At 66.5% G+C, this 14,419-nt stretch carries 9 protein-coding genes; 2 read left to right on the plus strand and 7 right to left on the minus strand.

Annotated elements, in window-relative coordinates; genetic code table 11:
- Complete coding sequence (locus J0L98_RS01760) at positions 1 to 3,096, plus strand: hypothetical protein (protein WP_296409660.1); 3,096 nt, start codon at positions 1 to 3, stop codon at positions 3,094 to 3,096.
- Between the two features lie 144 nt (positions 3,097 to 3,240).
- Here the strand turns inward: J0L98_RS01760 and J0L98_RS01765 are convergent, their stop codons facing one another.
- Positions 3,241 to 3,453, minus strand: coding sequence for a hypothetical protein (locus J0L98_RS01765; RefSeq protein WP_296409661.1), 213 nt, complete (start codon positions 3,451 to 3,453; stop codon positions 3,241 to 3,243).
- 188 nt (positions 3,454 to 3,641) lie between these two features.
- On the opposite strand from J0L98_RS01765, the gene J0L98_RS01770 reads away from it, so the two are divergent.
- The gene (locus J0L98_RS01770; protein WP_296409662.1) at positions 3,642 to 3,956 is read left to right on the plus strand and encodes an STAS domain-containing protein; all 315 of its coding nucleotides are present in this window, start codon (positions 3,642 to 3,644) and stop codon (positions 3,954 to 3,956) included.
- On the opposite strand, the gene J0L98_RS01775 is transcribed toward J0L98_RS01770, so the two are convergent.
- From J0L98_RS01775 to J0L98_RS01800, 6 genes are all read right to left on the minus strand, one after another.
- Entirely contained in the window at positions 3,957 to 4,415 is a 459-nt protein-coding gene (locus J0L98_RS01775; protein ID WP_296409663.1) for a YbaN family protein, read from the minus strand.
- Between the two features lie 70 nt (positions 4,416 to 4,485).
- The gene (locus J0L98_RS01780) at positions 4,486 to 4,710 is read right to left on the minus strand and encodes a formate dehydrogenase subunit delta (protein ID WP_296409664.1); all 225 of its coding nucleotides are present in this window, start codon (positions 4,708 to 4,710) and stop codon (positions 4,486 to 4,488) included.
- A 7-nt stretch (positions 4,711 to 4,717) separates the two neighbouring features.
- A complete protein-coding gene (gene fdhF / locus J0L98_RS01785; protein WP_296409666.1) occupies positions 4,718 to 7,570 on the minus strand; it encodes a formate dehydrogenase subunit alpha in 2,853 nt (950 codons plus the stop codon).
- 9 nt (positions 7,571 to 7,579) lie between these two features.
- Complete coding sequence (locus J0L98_RS01790) at positions 7,580 to 9,682, minus strand: formate dehydrogenase subunit gamma (RefSeq protein WP_296409667.1); 2,103 nt, start codon at positions 9,680 to 9,682, stop codon at positions 7,580 to 7,582.
- 140 nt (positions 9,683 to 9,822) lie between these two features.
- The gene (locus J0L98_RS01795) at positions 9,823 to 13,152 is read right to left on the minus strand and encodes a PAS domain-containing hybrid sensor histidine kinase/response regulator (protein WP_296409669.1); all 3,330 of its coding nucleotides are present in this window, start codon (positions 13,150 to 13,152) and stop codon (positions 9,823 to 9,825) included.
- A 339-nt stretch (positions 13,153 to 13,491) separates the two neighbouring features.
- Positions 13,492 to 14,400 carry a LysR family transcriptional regulator gene (locus tag J0L98_RS01800; RefSeq protein ID WP_296409670.1) on the minus strand — a complete coding sequence of 303 codons (909 nt, stop codon included), beginning with the start codon at positions 14,398 to 14,400 and terminating at the stop codon, positions 13,492 to 13,494.
- Positions 14,401 to 14,419: the final 19 nt, after the last annotated feature.

Below are 14,419 nucleotides of genomic sequence, written 5' to 3' on the forward strand. Positions count from 1 at the left end.
ATGTCCGACGCTCCCCACTCCCTGCTGCCCGCCGATATCCATGAGCCCTATATCGGGCTCAAACCCTACACCGAGGCCGAGCGCGACCGCTTCTTCGGCCGGGAGCGGGATGCCCAGCTCCTGATCAACAAGCTTTTCTCCCACCCGCTGACCTTGCTGTACGCACCGTCCGGGGTAGGCAAGACATCCCTGCTGCGTGCGTTGGTCATCCCCGAGTTACGGGCCGAGGAGGCCCAGGTGGTCTACTTCGACAAGTGGAACACGGCCGATCCCTGCGATGCGGTGGCCCAGTCCATGGCCGGTGGCCCGGTGGCTTCGGGGCAAGGCCAGCTGGCGGAGGCGGCGCGCCTGGCCCTGACGCGGGATGACAGCACGCTGGTGCTGGTGCTCGATCAGTTCGAGGAGTACCTGCAGCGCTATGCCGGCGATCTCGGCAATCTGCCAGCAGCCCTGGGGGCCTTGCTGCGCAGCACCCTCGATCTGCGCGTGGTGCTGTCCTTCCGGGAGGAATTCCTGGCCAGCGTCGATGCCTGCCTGCGCGGGCACGTGCTGGCCCTGTTTGCGTCCACCTACCACTTGGAGCATCTGGATCGGGAGCGTGCCAGCGAAGCCATCGCCGCCCCCGCCAAGCGTTTCGGCGGGGAATGTGAAGAAGCATTGGTGGACCGCCTGCTGGACGATCTGGCGCCCGGTGACCCCGAGAAGTCCGTCACCCGACTGTACCGGGGTGGCATCGAACTGCCCTTTCTCCAGCTCATCTGCCGATGCTTGTGGAACAAGTCATTGGCTTCCGGAAAGCCGGGCCTGCGCATGGCGGATTACCTCGCCCTGGGCGAGCGGCGGGGCATCATCGCCGCCTATCTGCATGAGGTAACCCGCCATTTCGGCCTGTTCCAGTCCCTTGACGCCGCTCAAGTGCTCAAAGCGCTGGCGCCCCGCAGCGGAGTCAAGATCGCCTACCCCCTCGAAGCCCTTGCGGCCCAGGCGGGCACCTCCGAACAACGTACCGAGCGGGTTCTTGATGTGCTGCGGGAGCACCGCATCGTGCGTACCCGGGATGCCGCCGGAGGGGTCAGCTATGAGCTGCAGCACGACGCCTTCATCGAGATCGTGCGACCCTGGGCCGAGCAGCGTTTCCGGCGGCGCAACCAGTGCTTTGGTGGTCTGGCAGGCCTGGCCCTGCTGCTGGCGGTAGGTTTCAATGTCCATACGCTGCGGCAGGACAGCCAGGAAGCCAATGCCCGCCGGATTGCCGCCGAGGTGACGGATCGGATTGAAGTGGACACCCGCCGGGCGCTTGAGGAAGCGCTCCAGCTTGCCGCCGATTCCGATGACCGTAACGTGCGCAACACCCTCCGTCTGGCGATTTCCGGCTTTCTGCACAATCCGGCGCTCGCGCCCCACAAGGGTGCGGCCAACGGGGTGGCCTTCAGCCGTGACGGGGCCTGGATCGTCAGTGCCGGCGACGATGGTGAAGCGCGCCTGCTCCACAGCCAGAGTCTGGCCGTCCAGGCTCGCACGGTGCATACCGGCCCGGTGGTTGCAGTAGCCATTTCCGAAGATGGCTCGCGGGTTGTCTCGGCGGGCCGGGATGGTCTGCTGCGGGTCTGGGACCGCAGCGGCAAAGTGGTCACCGAATGCGGCCACGCCGGCGGCCCGCCGTGGCTGGATGCGGACATCAGCCGTGACGGCAGGCGCGTGGTGGCAATTCGCGAATCGGAGGACGGGACTTCTCCTGACCTGCTGCTCACTGAGACAGGTGCTGGCTGCAAGCTGACCCGCCTGTCGGGGCACTTCGGCAACGTGGGTTCTGCCGCTTTCGATGAGAGCGGAGAGTGGGTGCTGTCCTATGGCAACAATGACAATACGGCGCGCATCTGGTCGGCGGCGGAGGGTCGCCTGAGTGCGACCCTGACCCATCCCGACGAAGTCTTCGGGGCGAGCTTCTCCCCGGACGGTTCCGAAGTCGCGGTGGCCGTGTCGGACGGGACCGTCTACCGCTGGACCGCCCGCGGCCGGCTCATCGGGCACCCCCTTGAGCTCCCGGTTCACCCCGATCAGCCGCCGGTGTCCGCCACATCGGTCCGCTACGCACCGGATGGCCGGCGTGTGGCGGTCACCAGTTCCGATGGCGGGGTATATGTCTGGGACGTCCAACCCGACGTGCAGCTTCCGGGCTCACCCCCACAGGCGCTGCCGGGAATGCATGCCGGGGGCGCTCTGGCAGCCTACTTCAGTCCCGACGGGCGGCGTATCCTGTCGTTTGGCAGGGATGACACGGTGCGGGTTTGGGACGAGCCTTTCGCCTTCCGGGCACGCGAGTTCCGGGGTCATGGTCAGGAGGTGAGGGCGGCGCTGTTCGCACCGGACAGCACCCGGGTGGTGAGCGCCGGTGCCGACGGCACGGTGAAACTCTGGCGCCTCCAACCGGCCGATTTCCTGCCCCCCATCGGCAGCGGGCTGATCCTCAGCCCCAATGGCAAGTTCAGCTTCAGTATCGCCACTGGCGAACTGCTTGAAGTGGGTGGCAGCGGCACGCGTCGAAACCTGTCGAAGAAGGGCGAGGTCGTTCGCACAGCCGTATTCAGCAGCGACGCGGCCTTGATTGCCCTGGGCATGACCAGTGGGCATCTGCGGGTATTGCAGGTGGCGGGCGGCGAGCCCATCTATGAGGCGGATGACCTGGAGAGCCCCCTCTATGCACTGGCCTTCGACCGGCGCGGCCTTCGGCTGGCAAGCGGGGGCTCCGATGGACGCGTGCGTCTCTACGAACTGGATTCGCCCAAGCCGGATCGCAACGGAATCGCCGCCCATGCGGGTCCGGTGATCAGCCTGGATATCCATCCGGACGGGGAGCGCATCGTGTCCACGGGTGCGGATGGCGCAGCCCGGGTATGGAGCTGGCAACGGCAGGCCCTGAGCACCCTGGAAGGCGAGGCCGACCGGGTGCGTGATGCACGCTTCAGCGCCGATGGCAGGCGCATCCTGCGCCGTAACGGCGACCGCATCACCACGTTCGATGGCGAGGCCTGGGCGCGGGCCGACGACGAGCTGAGTACCTTCGCCCGCAGGCTTCTGGCATCCCCGAAGCCCTAGACGCGGCTCCCAATCCCCGCCCTCTCAGTCCGGGCCAGCGGGCCTCCCCACGAGAGGCGGATTTTGATTGCGAGTTAAAAATCGCAAAACCGACAATATCCCACCACTTGGGAAGCTCACCTCATAAACCGGCCCATGCCATCCCTACGCCGCACGTCCAACGCCGGATAACCGGCGCCAAACCTTGGCCTTGCTTGATTTTTTGCCTTCCTTGTGCAGTTGTTCAGCTTTGCTGACGAGATCCGGAGTGGGGTCGTGAAGGAATCCTCGGCCCACGGCTCCCCATTGATTAACAATAAAAACACCAAAAACATCGCTTGCATTTGATCGGCGATGCCCTTGTACCAATAGATCCACTTCACCCTCCAGCAGCCCCGATGGGCAGGCATCGGTCGTGGGGGAGGGTTCGACTGAAGGGTGGTATCCCCCGGGGAGTCTGTGCCGACGGCGGGATGAAGGGAGTCCGACGAAGACTTGCCCACGCGTTGAGGTGTTCCGCCAGAGAACGTCCACTGCCTGACTGTTGCACCCTAAGGAGAGTAGGAGTGAATGAATTCGAAGTGCGCCTTGAGGGGCGTCGCCGTCTGCAGATTGCCGGCCCGATGACCCTCTCGACTGCGCCTGACTGGCGACAGCGCCTGCAGGCCGCGACGGATGCCGCCGGGGACATGGACGTGGACCTGTCCGGCGTCAGCGTTATCGACGCCTCTGCCATTCAGTCGCTCGTATGCCTGCGTCAGCAGGCCAGGGATTCGGCTCGTCGCTTGCGCCTGCTGGCACCCAGCACGTGCGTGCACGAGGCGCTGGACTTCTGTCACCTGTCCGAATTCTTCGAGATCCCGCGAGCGTCCCGCCCCTGATCAGCGGCGGGTGGGTATCCGCCACACCACGATGCAGCCCACCACCCCGAGTGTCAGCACCAGCACTTGCAGGAAGGGGCGCCCGGAAAACTGCCATGCAGACAGGACGACCATCGTGCTCATGATTGTGGTGGATAGCCACTTTGTCCGCCGGGTGAGGGAGCGATTTTCCTCCCAGTCACGTACCAGTGGACCAAGGTGGCGATGAGTGATGAGCTTTTGGTGCAAGCGGGGGGAGGATCGGGCAAGGCAGGCAGCGGACAGGAGCACGAAGGGCGTCGTGGGAAGCCCGGGCAGCACGATGCCGAGAAGGCCCAGCAGCAGTGCAAGCACACCCGCAGAGGTCAGCAGGATGCGCTTCAAGGGCGACAAACCCGTATGTGGCGCCGTGTTGGCGATGTTGGGGGAGTCGTCCGGCAAAGGCATCAGTGGGGGAAGCACCCAGTTCGCAGGGCGCACCAGGATGGGCGGCCCGCAAGTATAGCCCGCAGATGTTCAGTGCACGCCCACCCCATCCCTATTGCCGTTCTCAGGGCGGCGGACGCAGGCGGGCGATGGCTTCCCGGACAAGGGGTGACAGCCGGGCCGCAGCGTCGACGCTGCCGGCCACGGCCAGCAGGCTTGCGCGCATGCGTGGTTCCCAGAAGCGGTTGAGATGATCGGCCAGATCATGGATAGCCTGGTCCCGGTCCGGATTGATGCCCAGGGCGTCGGCGATCTGGTTGGCCATGCGGATGACGTAGTCGGTATTCATGGCAAAGTCAGCCTGCGTCGGTGGTTGCCGGTTTCAACAAGCCGTGCTGCTGCTCGCGGCGACGGGCAAAGCGCTGCTGCCACTCCGAGGGCTGGGCACACAGGCTGACCTGCACCGCCGTCACCTTGTACTCGGGGCAGTTGGTGGCCCAGTCGGAGTTGTCGGTGGTGATCACGTTGGCGCCGGACTCGGGGAAATGGAAGGTGGTATATACCACGCCCGGCTGGACACGTTCGGTGACCGTGGCGCGCAGCACCGTCTCGCCAGCGCGGCTGGCGATGCCGACCCAGTCACCCTCCTTGATGCCCCGGTCTTCCGCGTCCACCGGATGGATCTCCAGCCTGTCCTCGTCATGCCAGGCCACGTTGGCGGTACGCCGGGTCTGGGCACCCACGTTGTACTGGCTGAGGATGCGCCCGGTGGTCAGGATCAGCGGGAAGCGGCGGGTCACCTTTTCGGTGGTCGGCACATAGGGTGTGAGCATGAAGCGCCCCTTGCCGCGGATGAAACCGCCCACATGCATGGTGGGTGTGCCTTCGGGTGCGGCCTCGTTGCACGGCCACTGGATGCTGCCCTTCTTTTCGAGCAATTCGTAGTTCACCCCGTGGAAGCTCGGCGTGAGGCGGGCGATCTCGTCCATGATCTCGGACGGGTGGCTGTAGTTCATCGGGTAGCCGAGGGCGTCGGCCAAGGCCAGGGTCGCCTCCCAGTCGGCCTTGCCGGCCAGGGGCGGCATCACCTTGCGCACCCTGGAGATGCGCCGCTCGGCGTTGGTGAAGGTGCCGTCCTTCTCCAGGAAACTGGAACCCGGCAGGAATACGTGGGCCCACTTGGCGGTTTCGTTGAGGAAGAGGTCCTGCACCACCACGCATTCCATCTGCGCCATGGCGGCTTCCACGTGCTGGGTGTTGGGGTCGGACTGGACGATGTCCTCGCCCTGGATGTAGATGCCCTTGAAGCTGCCGTCCAGCGCCGCCTCGAACATGTTGGGGATGCGCAGGCCGGGCTCCGGGTCGATGCTCACATTCCAGGCGGACTCGAACAGCGCCCGGGTGGTGGCGTCGGACACGTGGCGGTAGCCGGGCAGCTCATGGGGAAATGAGCCCATGTCGCAGCTACCCTGTACGTTGTTCTGGCCGCGCAGGGGGTTCACCCCCACGCCCGGCCGGCCCACGTTGCCGGTGACCATGGCCAGGTTGGCGATGCCCATCACGGTGGTGGAGCCCTGGCTGTGCTCGGTGACGCCCAGGCCGTAGTAGATGGCGCCGTTGCCGGCGCTGGCGTAGAGGCGGGCGGCGGCGCGGATCTCAGCGGCCGGCACGCCGGTGACGGCCGCGGTGGCTTCCGGTGAATTTTCCGGGCGGGACACGAACTCGCGCCACGCTTCGAAGGCCGGGCCTTCACAGCGCTCGGCCACGTACGCCTCGGCCACCAGGCCTTCGGTGACGATGGTGTGGGCCAGGGCATTGACCATGGCCACGTTGGTGCCGGGAAGCAGCTTGAGGTGATGGGCCGCAGCCACGTGGGGCGAGCGCACCAGATCAATGGCGCGGGGGTCGATGACGATCAGCTTCGCCCCCTGGCGGATGCGCTTTTTGAGCAGGGAGCCGAACACCGGGTGGCCGTCGGTGGGGTTGGCCCCCATCACCACGACCACGTCGGCCTGGAGCACCGAGGCAAAGTCCTGAGTCCCGGCGGACTCCCCCAGGGTCTGCTTGAGCCCGTAACCGGTGGGGGAGTGGCAGACCCGGGCGCAGGTGTCCACGTTGTTGTTGCCGAAGGCGGCGCGCACCAGCTTCTGGACGAGGTAGGTCTCCTCATTGGTGCAGCGGCTGGAGGTGATGCCGCCCACCGCGCTGCGCCCGTATTTTGCCTGGATGCGCTTGAACTCGCCGGCGGCGTAGGCCAGGGCCTCGTCCCAGCTGACCTGCTGCCACGGCGCGTCTACGCTGGGGCGGATCATCGGGGTGGTGATGCGGTCGGCGTGGGTGGCGTAGCCCCAGGCAAAGCGGCCCTTCACGCAGGCGTGGCCGGCGTTGGCGCCGCCATCTTTGGCCGGCACCATACGCACCACCTGGTTGCCCTTGACCTCGGCCTTGAAGGAGCAGCCCACGCCGCAGTAGGCGCAGGTGGTGGTGACGCTGCGCTCGGCCTGGCCGAGCTGGATCACCGATTTTTCGGTGAGGGTGGCAGTGGGGCAGGCATTGACGCATGCGCCGCAGGACACGCATTCCGAGTCCATGAAGGATTCACTCTGCCCCGGTGACACGCGGGAATCGAAGCCCCGGCCGGAGATGGTAAGCGCAAAGGTGCCCTGGGTCTCCTCGCAGGCCCGCACACAGCGGTTGCAGACGATGCACTTGGCCGGGTCGTAACTGAAGTAGGGGTTGGACTCGTCCTTCTGGCTGCATTCGAAGTGGTTCTCGCCCTTGAAGCCGTAGCGCACCTCGCGCAGGCCGACCACGCCGGCCATGTCCTGCAGCTCGCAGTTGCCATTGGTGGGGCAGGTGAGGCAGTCCAGCGGGTGGTCGGAGATGTACAGCTCCATCACGTTGCGGCGCAGCTCGGCCAGCTTTGGCGTCTGGGTGCGTACCACCATGCCGGCCTCCACCGGGGTGGTGCACGAGGCCGGGTAGCCCTTGCGGCCATCGATCTCCACCAGACACAGGCGGCAGGAGCCGAAGGGTTCCAGGCTGTCGGTGGCGCACAGCTTGGGGATGGCGCAGCCGCTCTGGCCGGCGGCGCGCATCACGCTGGTGCCGGCGGGCACGCACACGGGCTGGCCGTCGATGAGCAGGCTGACGGACTGCGCGGAATCGCAGGACGGGGTGCCGTAGTCGGGTTCGCGGGGCAGGGACATGGGGCTTCCTTACTCGGCAGTGACCGGCGCGATGCCGAAATCCTGCGGAAAGTGGGTCAGGGCAGATTTCACCGGATACTGGGCCATGCCGCCCAAGGCGCACAGGGAGCCGTGGAGCATGGTGTCGCAGAGGCTGTCGAGCAGGTCGAGGTTGGCGTCCCGGTTGTCGCCGGCGATGATCCGGTCGATGACCTCGACACCGCGGGTGGAGCCAATGCGGCAGGGCGTGCACTTGCCGCAGGATTCAGTGGCGCAGAACTCCATGGCGTAACGGGCCAACTGGGCCATGTCGGCGCTGTCGTCAAAGGCCACCAGCCCGCCGTGGCCGATCATGGCCCCCATGGCAGCGTAGGTTTCGTAGTCGAAGGGTACGTCGAACTGCGATTCCGGCACGAAGGCCCCCAGGGGACCACCCACCTGCACGGCGCGGATCGGCCGCCCGGTGGCCGAGCCGCCGCCGTAATCCAGCAGCAGCTCGCGCAGGGTTATGCCGAAGGCCTTCTCCACCAGCCCCGGGTGGCGCAGATTGCCGGCCAGCTGGAAGGGCAGGGTGCCATGAGAACGGCCCATGCCGTAGTCCCGGTAGAAGGCCGCGCCGCGGGCCAGGATCAGTGGTACGGCCGCCAGGCTCATCACGTTGTTGATCACCGTGGGCTTGCCGAACAGGCCCTGGATGGCCGGCAGGGGCGGCTTGAAGCGCACGACGCCGCGCTTGCCCTCCAGGCTTTCGAGCATGGCCGTCTCTTCACCGCACACATAGGCGCCGGCGCCCAGGCGCACTTCCAGCTCGAAGGCCCGCCCGGAGCCGGCCACGTCGGAGCCCAGCCAGCCGGCAGACCGGGCCAGGTTGATGGCTTGCTGCAGGGTGTGGAAGGCGTGGGGATATTCGGAGCGCAGGTAGATGTAGCCCTGGGTCGCCCCCACCGCCAGGCCGGCGATGGCCATGCCCTCGATCAGGCAGAAGGGGTCGCCCTCCATCAGCATGCGGTCGGAGAAGGTGCCGGAGTCGCCCTCGTCGGCGTTGCACACCACGTACTTGGTGGAGCCGGCAGCATGGAGCACGGTGTTCCACTTGATGCCGGTGGGGAAGGCCGCACCGCCGCGGCCACGCAGGCCCGAGTCGGTGACTTCCTTGACGATGGCAGCGCCATCCAGGCTTACAGCCTTCTTCAGGCCCTCGAAGCCACCATGGGCCTGGTAGTCGGCCAAGGACAGCGGTCGGGTGATGCCCACGCGACGGAAGGTCAGGCGCTCTTGGCCGGCCAGGAAGGGGATGTGCTCGGTGAGGCCGTGCCCCAGGCGGTGCATGCCGCCGGTGTGAAAGCCGGCATCGAAAAGGGCGGGGACGTCGGCGACAGTCACCGGACCGTAGGCCAGACGGCCGGCGGGGGTGTCCACCTCCACCAGCGGCTCCAGCCAGTACAGCCCGCGGGAGCCGTTGCGGATCAGCTCGATGTGGACGCCTCTGGCCGCGGCTTCGTCGGCAATGGCCGAAGCGACCTCTTCCGCTCCGACCGCCAGGGCGCCGGAATCCATCGGAACGTAGATACGGATGCCGCCCGGGGTGCTGACGCCCGCCGCAGGCCCATCCGCCGGTTTCGCCTCAGGTGGGATTTCAGACGCCCTCAAGCCATCAACCAGCGCATCAAAGCCCTCGCAACTGACCCGCCCGAGGATCTCGTCGCCGACACGGATCGACGGCGAGCACGCACAGTTGCCCAGGCAATACACCGGCTCCAGACTGATCGCGCCGTCGGCGGTGGTCTGGTGCCAGTCGATGCCCAGGCTGCGCTTTGCGTGTTCTTCGAGGGCCGCGCCGCCCCTGGCCTGGCAGGATTCGGCACGGCACACCTGCAGCACCGTCCGCCCGGGCGGCGTGCTGCGGAAGTGATGGTAGAAGCTGATCACCCCGTGGATCTCGGCCCGGCTCTGGTTGAGGGCCGTGGCGATGAGGGGCACGGCCTGCGCCGGCACCCAGCCGATGGCGTCCTGGATGGCGTGGAGGATGGGCAGCAGCGCGCCGGGGCGGGATGCGTGGGTGGCCAGGGCGTGCTGTACCGCTTCGCGTGCGGCGTCGCTCAGGGGCAGAGACGTGGCGGAGAGTTGGGGCATGGCCTTCCTCGATTTCGGCAGCAACAAGTGCGTGCAATGGGTTCCTCGAGGATGGTATGCCCGCACGGAGCGTGGGGGAATCGGGAAATATCGAAGAGGTATTCGGCAGGGGCGAAGGCACTTCCCCGAGCGCAGGCTTTTCAGCGCCAGGGCGCGCTGGCGGCCACCAGGTCGGCAATGCCCTTTTCGAGGGCATCGAGGCCCTTGTCCAGGTCGGTCTCGCCCTGGTCGATGGCCTGCTCGAGCCCCCGGGCGGATGCCATCAGGTCGAGGGCGCACAGGAAGCCGGCATTGCTGGCCAGGGTGTGCATGCGCCGGGAGGCGGCCTCCCGATCCCCCGCAGCCAGTGCCTCCCGGGTCTGGGAAACGGCGTCGGTGTTGTCATGGACAAACAGTTCGAGGAGGCCAATAAACATGTCCCGGTCACGACTGAGGCGCTGGCTGGCCCGTGCGCTGTCGATGCCCGCAATTTCCGGAAAGGCTTCGACGACTTCGGGCTCGGCCGTGGCCGGGGGCTGAAGGGTAGCCGGACGAGGCTGAATCCATCGCGTCAGCAGCACGGCCATCTGCTCCAGGTCCATGGGCTTGGCCAGCACGTCGTCGGCACCGGCAGCCCGGGCGGCCGCTTGCTGGTCGTCACGCACACCGGCGGTGAAGGCGATGATGGGCAGATCGAGCATGCCGAGCTGGCCACGGATCATGCGGGTGGCGGCAAGGCCGTCCATCACCGGCATCTGCACGTCCATCAGCACGGCGTCGAAGCGCTCGGGACGAGTCTGAAGAAGTTGAACAGCCTGGAGGCCGTCGGCGGCAAGGGTCGCGGTGGCGCCTTCCAGGTGCAGGGCGCGCTCCACCAGATCCCGGTTCATGGCGCTGTCGTCCACCACCAGCAGGTGGGCTCCGATCAGGCGCGGACCGGACGGAATCGGGGGTGACAAGACCGCAAGCGCCGCGGCTTCACTTTCGCTCCCCCGTACGAACGGAAGCTCGAACCAGAAGCTGCTGCCCTGGCCAAGCTGGCTTTCGGCGCCGATCACGCCCCCCATGAGTTCCACCAGGCGTTTGCAGATGGACAGCCCCAGCCCGGTGCCACCAAAGCGACGGCTGATGCCCGCATCGGCCTGGGCAAAGGGGGCAAACAATCGGGTCAGGGCATCGGGGGCGATGCCGATGCCGGTGTCGCGCACTTCGAAACGCAGCCGCAGTTCGCCGGCGCTGCTTTCCAGGGTGTTTACATGGACGGCCACCTCACCTTGCTCGGTGAACTTGATGGCGTTGCCGGTGAGGTTGAACAGCACCTGCTCCAGGCGCAACCCGTCGCCGAGCAGCGGGCCCAGGCGGTTGGAGGGGGCCTCGAGACGCAGGGACAGGCCCTTGCTCCGGGCCACCTGGCCCATCAGGCTGTCGAGGTTGGCGAGCAGGGCCGCCAGATCGAAGGGGCGTGATTCGATGCGTAGCTGGCCGGCCTCGATTTTGGACAGGTCGAGGATATCGTTGAGGATAGTGAGCAGGGACTGGCCCGCGCTGCGGATGCGCTCGACCATGTCGCGCTGGTTGTCGGCGAGGGGTTCGCGTTCGAGCACCTGGGCCAGGCCCAGCACGGCGTTCATGGGCGTGCGGATCTCATGGCTCATGTGGGCGAGAAACTCGCTCTTGGCCGAGTTGGCGGCCTCGGCGGCGTCATAGACCTGCCGCAGTTCGTGCTCGTAACGCTTGCGTTCGCTGATGTCGCGGATCACCCCCAGGATCTCCACGAAGTGCCCGTCGGCGCTCATCAGCGGGCTGGCGGTGACATCGGTCCATACCGTGGAGCCGTCCTTGCAGCGGTGCTCAAGCTCGCCGCGGAAGGGCTCCGGGGGGAGGCCGGTGGCCAGTTTGGCGTGCAGCCGGGCGAGGTAGTCTCGCGCCACCTCGAAGGACTCCCGGGTAAGGGTATCTTCCAAGGACTGCTTCATGACTTCGTCGGTGGTGTAGCCGCGCAGCTTCTCGACGGAGGGACTGACGTAGGCGTAGCGCCCCTCCAGGTCCATGGTCAGGATCACGTCGATGGCGTTGTCGGCCAGCAGCCGATGACGCTCTTCGCTGATGCGCAGGCGCTCCTCCATCAGACGACGGGCGGTGATGTCCTCGACGATGGCCAGGTAGCGCGGGGCCTGTTCGGTGTCCACCCGGACCGGGGCGCAGGTAACGCTGGCCCACACCACCGAGCCGTCCGGGCGCAGGTAGCGCTTGTTGAGGCGATAGCCGCTGATCTCGCCCAGACCCAGTCGCCCCAGTTGCGCCTGACTCTCGGACACGTCATCCGGATGGGTCAGCTGTACCGGATCCAGATCGATCAGCTCGTCCGGCCGGCGGCCGACGATCTCGGCATAGCGCGAATTGGTCTCGGTGATCCGGCCGCTGCCGGAGTCAAGCAGCGCGACCCCAAGGGGCGCTTGTTCGAAGATGACACGAAAACGGGCTTCCGCCGCACGCTGCGTCTGCAATGCGGCAAGCTCCTGGCGTTCCTGGTTGCGCCGCCACAGCAAATAGGTGGCCGAGTAGGCCAGCAGCAGACCGAAGCCGATCACCAGCCCGGTGCCCCAGGCCATGGTGCGGATGCCTGCGTAGGCTTCCGTCTCGTCAATCTCGGCGATCATGAACCAGGGCGTGCCCCCCACGGCGGCAGCATAGGCAAGCACCGGCACGTTGCGATAATCCAGGCCCCCCTCAAGAATGCCCTGCTCCCCCAATACGGCCCGGGCCGCGGGCAGCCCCGGGGTACCGAGCGGCCGTGTCAGCGTGAGGGCGGTATCGTGCCGGTGGCGCAGGGGGGTGAGGAAGCGAACACCATCGCCGTCACGCTGGACGAGATAGGTCTCGGCGGTGCGGGTGGGAACCGGCCAGGACTCGACAAGGGGAAACAGCGCCTGGCTTGCCCGCCAGGTGATGTAGGCGACGCCCCGCGGCGCGCTTCCGGCGCCCCCGATGGGCGCCAAAAGGCCGTAGATCACCTGCCCACGGGCATCCCGGTGCAAGTCCACAAGTTCGATGCGGGGATCGCGCAGGATGTCCTTGGCCCGTTCCCGCTGGGTCAGGAGGTCCGCTTCTCCGACCGCAAGGGCCGGCTGGCCTTCGCCATCGAGCAGGGCAATGCCGTTCCAGCCCCGTATCCTGACCAGGTCCGCCATGAGATCCTGCATGCGCGCCCGGATCGCACCGTCGGTGCGTCTGCCGTCCAACCACTGGGCGAAGAGCATCTCGAGCTGGGAATGCCTCGAAAAGTACAGGCTGGCATCGACGCGTGTGGTGTGGAGGGCACCCTCGATCTGCTGCCGCTTCTGTTCTGCGATGACGGCCAGGGTGCGCTGGGTTTCGCGGCGGATCTCGCTGCTGAGATAGCCATATGCGACGCTCCCGATGATGCTGATCAGCAGGGACAGTGCCAGCAGGGGCAGTGCGAAGCGCAACCACTCGGGCCGCTCACCCATTGATCGTTTCGCGGGAACCCGGGTAATGGGGGGACGGGCTTCCTTTACCACGGGACGTTGTTCACTGAATGCAAAGGGCTACCGAGTTCCATTTTGGGCAACGGACCCCTCATGGAGCGCTCCGTGCCAACTCTACCCATAAGGAGGTATGGGCCGTGGACGCAATTTTGCACCAGCGCGGTGCGCCAGTCCATGCATCTGGTGCGTCTTCGCCTATTTTGCTGCTGTGAGCACTAAATCAGGGCGCGGCGCGGGTACGGGCATTATGTCGAACGCTTCGAGCTCGTACCGAGAGGCGCAAGCGCATCGGGCCGCGCGACCGATCTGATCACAAGGCGCTCAGCAGATGCGAGTGCTGTCCTGCATGCCATGGCCGAGTGCCCGGGCTTCGTTCAAAAGGGCTTCAACCATGGGCGAGCGGGGCTGCCGGTTGAGCACCAGCAGGCCGGTTGCCCATTCAACAACCGGTTCGCGCAGATCGAATACCCGCGTGCCCGCGGGGACACCGATGAGGTCGAGCACGGCTCGCGGGACGATGCTCGACCAGTGGCCGGCGCTGACATGGGCGAGGATGCTGATGATGGAGTCGGTCTCGAAGGTGGGATGGGGTTTCTGGCCCAGGCTGGCAAAGACGGCATCAATGGTCTGACGGTTGTGCATGTTAGGCGTCAGCAGGCCCAGCGGGATCTGGGCAGCCTCCTGCCAGGTGACGCAATCGCGGCCTTCAAAGGGGCTGCTCGCGGGCGTGAGCAGAACATGGTTTTCACGCCAGAGGGGGAGGGCATCCAGGTCTGCAGCGGTGGATTCCTGATAGGCGATGCCGCCGTCAAGCTCGAAGCTGCGCAAGCCCGCAAGGATCTGCTGGGTGCTCATGGACAATACTTCCACGTCCACCAGCGGATGGTGGCGGGCAAAAGCCGCGGTCAGCGTCGCCACGGCGGTGAGACCGGTGGGGATGACGCCGAGGCGCAAGCGCCCGGCCAGCCCGTCCTGCATCTGGGACAGCTCCTGGCGCAAGCCTTCGGCCCGGGCCGCCATCTGACGGACGCATTCAAGCACCCGTTCGCCCTCCCGGGTCAGACCGGAAAACTGTTGGCCGCGCTCCACGACAGTCACGCCCAGCTCGGATTCGATGTCGCGAATGGCTGCCGACAAGGTCGACGCCGACACGTGGCAGGCTTCCGCTGCGCGGCCGAAGTGCTTTTCCCGGGCGAGGGCAATCAGGTAGAGAAACTTCCGCGCGATCATCGGGCTGGCCGGGAGAAGG

Origin of the sequence: Zoogloea sp., from assembly GCF_017302315.1 — a bacterium.
Lineage (GTDB): Bacteria > Pseudomonadota > Gammaproteobacteria > Burkholderiales > Rhodocyclaceae > Zoogloea.